Consider the following 7,963-nt stretch of genomic DNA (forward strand, 5'->3'; position numbering starts at 1 on the left):
AATGTGAAAAATGAAATTATAAATTCGGGCTTGTAAATGCTTTCATCATGATCTATAATTCGATTATATCGTATCCGAAACGTTTTGGATAGCTGCAATGCCTAGTTTCACATTTCAGCTTCCTATTTTTTTGCCTTTTATCCGAAACGTTTCGGATAACGATTAATGATTTTGCGCATAGTAAGCTATTAACGTAAGAAATGAGGGGAAAGCTTGGATTATCGAGTCATCAAAGAAAATGATTTATTCCTCATGACAGACAGGGATGGCGACATTCCTGCAGGTGATGTTACAGGACTAGGTCTCTATACGAGAGACACACGGTTTATAAGCAGAATGGAAATTCGGATCAATGGTCATAAGCCACTTCTATTATCTTCTGCTGCCGACGAGAATTATATTTCAACCTTTCGTTTAACCAATCCGCATATGGAGGAAAACGGCGAGCTTCAGTTATGGCGTGAATCCGTAGAGGTAGAGCGTACGCGCTTCATCTATGAAGGTGCGCTATACGAGACGTTGAAGCTCACCAGCTATTATCCGAAAGCTATACAATTCGATTTCTCTGTACTGCTCGATGCGGATTTTGCCGATATGTTCGTCGTTCGCGGCTTTCAACACGGTGAGCTGGGAAGCAAGACGGGAGATCAGATCGATCAAGGGCAAAGAGTGATCGGTTATCTTGGAGCAGACGGCGTACGCCGCGAAACAAAAATCAAGTGGAATACGCCAGCGAGCCGGATAAGCGAGTCTGGAGAGCTGCATTTCGATGTGAAGTTGAATCATCGGGAAAGCAATGAAATCACTCTCTTTATTGCTCCGATCATAGACGGTGTAGAGCCGCAGCAGCATGAGACTGCGGATGCGATGAAGAAGCTCAGAGCATCTTATAAAGATTGGAATAATTCATCAACAGCGATTCAGAGTGATGTGCCGCTGTTCGATAAGCTCTACCATCGTGGCGTTCAGGATTTGCGCGTACTGCTTACTGATCTTGGCTACGGAGCATTTCCCGTTGCAGGCTTGCCTTGGTACTCGGTGCCTTTCGGCCGTGACAGCTTGATTGCCGCGCTGCAAATGCTGTCCTTGAATCCGCAAATTGCCAAAGGAACGCTTCTCACGCTAGCTGCCTACCAAGGCCAGAATGAGGATGAGTGGCGCGATGAGCAGCCAGGCAAAATCATGCATGAAATTCGCTATGGCGAATTGGCTGGTACGAATCAGGTACCATTTACGCCTTACTATGGAACGATTGATGCGACGCCGCTATTTCTGCTGCTTGCCGCTGAGTATTATCACTGGACAGTTGATGCAGCGTTTGTAAGCGCGTTAATGCCTCATTTGAATGCGGCGCTGACCTGGATCCGAGCATTTGGCGACTGCGACGAAGATTCCTTTGTGGAATATGATCAGAAGTCATCCAAAGGCATTGCGAATCAAGGCTGGAAGGATTCTGCGGATTCCGTCGTTCATCGGAGCGGTGATTATGCGGAGGCTCCGATCGCGCTTGTCGAGGTTCAAGGCTATGTGTATCAAGCGCTTACTCGTCTTGCACCTATTTTTAGAAGCTTGGGCCATGAAGAACAGGCGGATGGCATGCTGTCCGAAGCAGAGCTGCTGCGTGAACGCTTTGAGCGCGATTTCTGGATGGAGGATGAGCAGTTTTACGCCATTGCACTCGATAAGGAGAAGAAGCGGGTCGACTCGGTGACCTCGAATGCTGGCCATATTCTAATGTCAGGTATAGCCTCTCCCGAGCGTGCAAAGGCTGTAGCTGAGCGCTTGATTGCTCCTGATCTGTTTGGCGGGTACGGTATTCGGACGATGAGTACGGATGCATCTGGCTACAACCCGATGAGCTACCATGACGGAAGCATCTGGCCGCATGACAATTCGATGTGCCTGCTTGGCCTGAGCCATGGTGGATTTGCAGAGGAAGCAGTTACGGTAATGCAAGGCTTGCTGAATGCGGCTGAAAAGTTCGAATACAATAGGCTGCCTGAGCTGTACTGTGGGTATGACGATTCACTAGGCGCTCCGGTACCATACCCAGTGGCTTGTTCGCCGCAGGCGTGGGCAGCAGGCACGCCGCTAACCTTTGTACAGGCGCTGCTTGCTCTGCAGCCGGATGGCTTGTCACGTCAAATTACAATTAAGCCGGCTTTGCTCCATAGCATGAACATGCTGAAAGTGGAGCGTCTACAAATCGGCAGCGGCACGCTCAGCCTTCGCGTCACTCGCGGAACAGAGGGGCCGGAGGTTGAGGTTTTAGCTAACTCAACCGGATATGAGCTGCTAATCTCATAGGTTTTACGCAATCGTTTATATATACAAGATTCACATTACTTAAGGAGGTTGTATGTATGAGGAAGAAATCAGGGGTTATGGTCTTGTCTTTCATGTTGGTAGTTGTCCTTATTTTGTCCGCTTGTGGCAAAAATGAAAACAACGCCGGCACAGGTTCAACAGAAACAAATAATGGAACCAAGCAAGAGGCAACAAAAGAACCGGCTGCCGAGCAAGTTACGGTAACGCTGGCAGGCTGGGGCGCAAGCCCGGAAGAGCAGGATCTGCTGAACCAGACGCTTAAGGAATTTGAAACCAAATATCCGAATGTAAAGGTGAATTACGAGGTCATTGCCGATCAGTATATGGACGTGATCAAAACTAGACTCATTGGCGGAGAAGGCCCGGATGTCTTTTATCTGGATGCTTTCGAGGCGCCAGGACTTATCGAGCGCAATGTGCTTGAGCCGCTGGACAGCTACGTGACGCCAGAGTTTGACGTTGCGGACTTTGAACAGCCAATGGTCGACGCATTTAAGCAGGATGGCGTGTCCTATGGTTTCCCTAAGGATTTCTCTACGCTCGCTATGTTCTACAACAAAAAGGATTTTGCTGAGGCAGGCATTACAACGCCTCCGACTACTTGGGATGAGCTTAAGGCTGCTGCAGTGAAACTGACAAAAAAAGAAGGCGACAAAACCGTCCGCTACGGCTTCGGCGTTGCGCCTGAGCTTGCCCGTCAAATGTTTATGATTCAAGCTTTCGGTGGCAAAGTTGCTGACGAAGAAGGCAATGCCGCTTTTGCATCTCCCGATGCGCTGAAAGGCCTTCAGCTTGTAACCGACATGCACAATGTTGACAAAGCCTCTGGCGAGCCGAAGGAAGTTGGCGCTGGCTGGGGCGGGGAAATGTTTGGCCAAGGCAAAGCTTCTATTGTATTCGAAGGAAACTGGGCGATCCCGTTCCTTGAATCGAACTATAAGGATTTGGATTACGGCACAGCTGAGCTGCCAACCGTAAACGGCAAGAAAGGCACAATGGCGTTCACGGTAGCTTACGTGATGAACAAAGAATCGAAGAAGAAAGAAGCTGCATGGCAGCTGATTTCCTTCCTGACTGGCAAAGAAGGCATGAAAACCTGGACGAGCAAAGGCTTCGCGCTTCCTACTCGTAAATCGGTCGCACAGGAGCTAGGTTATGACAAGGATGAGCTTCGCAGCGCGATTGTAGCAGGAGCTTCCTATGCAACGCCTTGGCAAGCGGGCTCGACGCTGCCTACGGTTATGAGCAACTTCAACAATCAATTCGTGGACACATTTATGGGTAATTCCAAGCTTGAGGATGCGATGAAAAAAGCAGAAACCGTTGCGAACAGAGAAATTGCAGCAGCGAAGTAAGCGGAAGGGAGGAGGGAGAGCAGGTAGAGCTCCCTCCTCCATTCTTTGATCATCATGTGAAAGGAGAAGATTAGGTATGGCTGAGGCCTCTTCATGGAAAAAGAAGCTGAGAAATAACGCGACTGGCTATTTGTTTCTGCTTCCAACAATTTTAGTACTTGGCACTTTTTTGTTTTTGCCTGTTTTCTATTCCCTCTATCTATCGGGACACAAAGTTAATTTGCTTGGCGAAGTCAGCTACAAGTGGATTGGTGTAAACAACTTCACCCGGATGGCCGGAGATGAACGTGCATGGATTGCCCTTAAAAATACAGCTTCCTTCGCGTTATTTGTAGTACCGCTGCAAACGGCATTTGCGATTATGCTTGCTGTTATCTTGAATGCAAAGCTAAGATTCAAAAACTTTTTCCGTATCGTGTTTTTTATGCCGACGGTTACCTCATCGGCGGTGTTGTCTCTGATCTTTATGTGGATATACAATTCAAACGGCCTGCTGAACCGGGTGCTCGAATTTGTAGGGTTACATGGCTATAACTGGCTTGGAGATCCTGCGGTCGCCATGAAGGCGATCATGCTTATGAATATATGGTCCACCGCTCCGTTTTTTATGGTCGTCTTTCTGGCTGCGCTGCAGGATATCCCTGACGCGCTGTATGAATCGGCGATGCTCGATGGGGCAGGCGCATGGAGGCGCTTCATCTCCATTACATTGCCGCTGATTAAACCTGCGACCTTCTTTACGGTAGTCATGGGCATTATCGGGACCTTCCAGCTCTTTGACCAGTCCTATATTTTCTCTGCGGGTTCGGGCGGACCGAATAACTCAACGCTCACGGTAGCGCTGCTTATTTATCAATATGCATTTAAAAATCTCGACTTTGGTTATGCTTCTGCGCTTGCTGTCATGCTGGCTGCGGTCATTATGATCGTAACGCTGATTCAGCGGAAGCTGTTTGCCGAAGAGAAGCTGAACTAGGAGGGCGATTAAGTGGTATTTCAACAATCCAAATGGGGAAAAGCGATCCTTTACTTTCTTTTATTCGCATACGGCTGCGTTACGGTCGCTCCTTTTCTATGGGCGCTGTCCTCTTCGTTCAAGCCGCTAAGCGAGATTGTATCCGGAGGCATTAATTTTATTCCAAAAGAATTCACTTTTCAGAACTACTATGATATTTTCGTCAAAGAGCCGCTGTTTCTCCGCTGGATGTATAACAGTGCGCTTATAGCGGTAGTGGCCACGGTGTGCAACACGCTGTTCAACTCCATGGCAGGTTATGCACTTGCACGAATTGACTTTGCCGGAAACAAAATCATGTTCATTCTGATTCTTGCCGTGCAAATGATTCCAGGGCAGCTTACGATTGTGCCCGCCTATCTCATCATGAAGCAGCTTGACTTGCTGAACACCTATGCGGCCTTGACATTGCCGATGATGGCAAATGCGACGTTTATTTTTATGATGCGTCAGTTTTTCCTCAGCTTTCCGAAGGAACTGGAGGAGGCTGCAGAGATGGACGGACTGAATCGGTTCGGGGTGTTCTTCCGCATCGCGCTTCCGCTTGCCGTGCCTGCGCTTGCAGCGCAGACGATCTTCGTATTCATGGGAGCGTGGAACGAGTTCCTCAAGCCGCTCATGTTCATGTCAGATAAGTCTATGTTTACATTGACGCTTGGACTTAATACCTTTAAAGGGCAGTATATTAGCCATTGGAACTACATTATGGCGGCTTCCATGGTGTTTACGCTTCCGGCCCTTCTTATTTATGCATTTTTTAACCGCTTCTTTATTAAAGGAATTACGTTTACCGGCGGAAAATAGCGAGAAATCAATCCAAAAGCCTTCTAAACATAAAGCGGCCTTATCGCAGTATTTTAAACTGTGAAGGCCGCTTTTTTTAGCACAATAAAGGGTTGTTCTGTCCCTAGTGGGTTATGTAACGAGGAGGATGGCAGCCTGCTATCGTTCAGCTTCAATAAGCTCATGGATTCGTCTCATTGTATCTTGGAAATCTATGCCATCATGATTCCAGAGAATGACGTCAGCATACTGCCTGTATTCGCTGCTTAATTCGAGCTCTTCTGCATTTTTCACCCGCTTAAGGATTTCTTCTGCTGCGCTTCCTCTTGCTTCTAATCTTCGTCCAATCGTCTCGATGTTTGCGCCGACATAAATAGCTATTGTGTTTGAATAGAGTTGTTTTAGAGCAAGCACGCCTGCAAGGTCCATGACGATATGGGCAATGCCGGCTGCGTTCAACACCTCATCGATACTCGATTTAAGCGTTCCATAGTAGTATCCGTTGTACTCTGTCCACTCGATAAATTTATTAGCTTCTATAGAAGCTTTAAATAATAAGGCGTCCATAAAAATATAATGAACCCCCGTTTGCTCATGCTCTCTGGGGGGTCTTGTCGTTGCCGTAATGATTTTTGGATAGCCGCTATGGATCAGCTGTTTCTGTATTTCGGACTTGCCAGAAGCGGATGGGCCATAAAAGGCGAATATTTTTCCCAAACGAAAGCTCTCCTTTATCTTTTCTTAATATAGTACTTACAATAATGTCCATATCTTGCTAAAATGGCTCTAATTGAAATCAGCTGGGAGCGAGCCTATGATTCTTTATAAACACTCTTCGAATTTATTTTATACTGATACAGATATTCAGAGGCAGATCAATAAAGAAAATGCAAAGCAGCGAATTTCGATTCGCGATGATTTTGAACGTGATTTTGGCAGGGTCATTCATTCGGCTGCCTTTCGTCGTCTGCAGTCGAAAACACAGGTGATCGGCATAAGCGAAGGGGACTTTCATCGAACGCGGCTAACCCATTCCCTTGAAGTATCTCAAATCGCAAGAGGAATAGCCACAACCTTGAACGAAAAACACAATATCTTTAAAGAGTCGCAAAACAAGATCGATATTTCGCTTATTGAAGCTGCCGCATTAGCTCATGATTTGGGCCATCCGCCTTTCGGACATCAGGGAGAGCGTGCGCTGAACTCGTGTATGAGCAAATTTGGCCTTAACTTTGAAGGAAATGCGCATACGTTTAGACTGTTGACCAATGGGCAAGGAGATTTGGAGACGGGACTTGATCTAACAAGAGCTGCTCTATTGTCTATTTTGAAGTACCCAGCCAGCATGAGTAGAGTGAATAATCCGGATATAATCACAAAACCGCCGAAGTGCAGCGTTTTTGAAGAAGATGAGCGGGTATTCGAATGGGTTATTGAAGCTTTTACAGCAGAGGAAAAAGCCTACTTCACCCAAATATCGAATGACCAGCCTGGAAAGCACAAAAAAACAATTAACAAAACCTTTGAATGTTCCATCATTGAATTGGCTGACGATATTGCTTACGCTACCTATGACTTAGAAGATGCGGTGAAGCTTAACCTTATTAAATCGGAACAACTATATGAAATTGCGGAGAGACATAGATCCGTTTCCTCAGCAAGGATCGCTGGGGCCCTGAATAATTTCATGGAGCAAAGCAGTCATTTAAACGTACGGACGAAGCCATTGTTTGCTGATCTAGTGTCGGGCTTCATTAATGAGATTACAATTGTGGAGCCTCAGCCCTCATTCTCATCAAACCGTTTGCGTTATAAGGCTGTCATTCCTGAGGATGCGATGCTGCTGCTGGAGGATTTGAAGTCGCTGGTTGGGGAGCATGTTATTTTCTCGCAAAAGGTTCAAACCTTTGAGTGGCGCGGCGGGAAAATCATTGAGAAGCTGTTCGATGCTATGATACATGATAAGAACCTGCTCCCGGAAAATAGAAAAATAAACTGGGATGCATCAAGCGAGCGGGTGAATGCGAGACTGGTTTGCGATTATATTGCAGGGATGACGGATACCTATGCGTTAAAAATGTATTCACGGTTATATGAAGCTGCAGGCGGAAGATTGTTCGATATCTGAATTAGGACTCATCGGAAGGGGACAGCTGCTAACTGAAGCAGCTGTTCCTCTCCTTCCAAACAGGCGTTAGAAATGTGATAAAAGCATGATAAAACATATAAATCATAACTATTTTCATTTATTTTAAAAAAAGACTTGCATTACTCTATTCATACATGGTATATTCTAATTCCGGCCGAGAGATACACGCGGACGACAAGAAAAACAAGCAACACAAACGAAAGAATAGATTGCTCTTTGAAAACTGAACAACGAGTAATAACTGCCTCGCAAATCCTTCGGGATAAGCGAAAAAGCGATAAAAAAGTAATGAGCATTTCAAACACCAATTTGGAGAGTTTGATCCTGGCTCAG

The 7,963-nt window shown here is 46.4% G+C and carries 6 protein-coding genes; 5 read left to right on the plus strand and 1 reads right to left on the minus strand.

The features are described from left to right. Positions 1-213 precede the first annotated feature (213 nt). The 4 genes from E0496_RS24505 to E0496_RS24520 all read left to right on the plus strand — a co-directional run bounded on the left by E0496_RS24505 (position 214) and on the right by E0496_RS24520 (position 5,502). The gene (locus E0496_RS24505) at positions 214-2,307 is read left to right on the plus strand and encodes an amylo-alpha-1,6-glucosidase (protein ID WP_141504401.1); all 2,094 of its coding nucleotides are present in this window, start codon (positions 214-216) and stop codon (positions 2,305-2,307) included. Between the two features lie 56 nt (positions 2,308-2,363). Then, the gene (locus E0496_RS24510) at positions 2,364-3,683 is read left to right on the plus strand and encodes an ABC transporter substrate-binding protein (RefSeq protein ID WP_141504402.1); all 1,320 of its coding nucleotides are present in this window, start codon (positions 2,364-2,366) and stop codon (positions 3,681-3,683) included. Positions 3,684-3,759: 76 nt separating this feature from the next. After that, a complete protein-coding gene (locus E0496_RS24515; RefSeq protein ID WP_141504403.1) occupies positions 3,760-4,659 on the plus strand; it encodes a carbohydrate ABC transporter permease in 900 nt (299 codons plus the stop codon). Positions 4,660-4,671: 12 nt separating this feature from the next. Continuing rightward, positions 4,672-5,502 (plus strand): carbohydrate ABC transporter permease, encoded by an 831-nt coding sequence (locus E0496_RS24520; RefSeq protein WP_141504404.1) that lies wholly within the window; start codon positions 4,672-4,674, stop codon positions 5,500-5,502. Positions 5,503-5,640: 138 nt separating this feature from the next. Here the strand turns inward: E0496_RS24520 and E0496_RS24525 are convergent, their stop codons facing one another. After that, positions 5,641-6,198, minus strand: a complete 558-nt coding sequence (locus tag E0496_RS24525; protein ID WP_161601553.1) for a guanylate kinase — start codon at positions 6,196-6,198, stop codon at positions 5,641-5,643. A gap of 97 nt (positions 6,199-6,295) precedes the next feature. Between E0496_RS24525 and E0496_RS24530 the strand changes: the two genes are divergently transcribed. Beyond that, complete coding sequence (locus E0496_RS24530) at positions 6,296-7,609, plus strand: anti-phage deoxyguanosine triphosphatase (RefSeq protein ID WP_141504406.1); 1,314 nt, start codon at positions 6,296-6,298, stop codon at positions 7,607-7,609. Positions 7,610-7,963: the final 354 nt, after the last annotated feature.

It is taken from the genome of Paenibacillus luteus, from assembly GCF_006542765.1.
GTDB lineage: Bacteria > Bacillota > Bacilli > Paenibacillales > Paenibacillaceae > Pristimantibacillus > Pristimantibacillus luteus.

What these genes read in the sequence shown, in the direction of transcription:
- E0496_RS24515 (WP_141504403.1), top strand. Translation starts at nt 3,760, where the DNA reads ATGGCTGAGGCCTCTTCATGGAAAAAGAAGCTGAGAAATAACGCGACT.
- E0496_RS24510 (WP_141504402.1), top strand. Translation starts at nt 2,364, where the DNA reads ATGAGGAAGAAATCAGGGGTTATGGTCTTGTCTTTCATGTTGGTAGTT.
- E0496_RS24530 (WP_141504406.1), top strand. Translation starts at nt 6,296, where the DNA reads ATGATTCTTTATAAACACTCTTCGAATTTATTTTATACTGATACAGAT.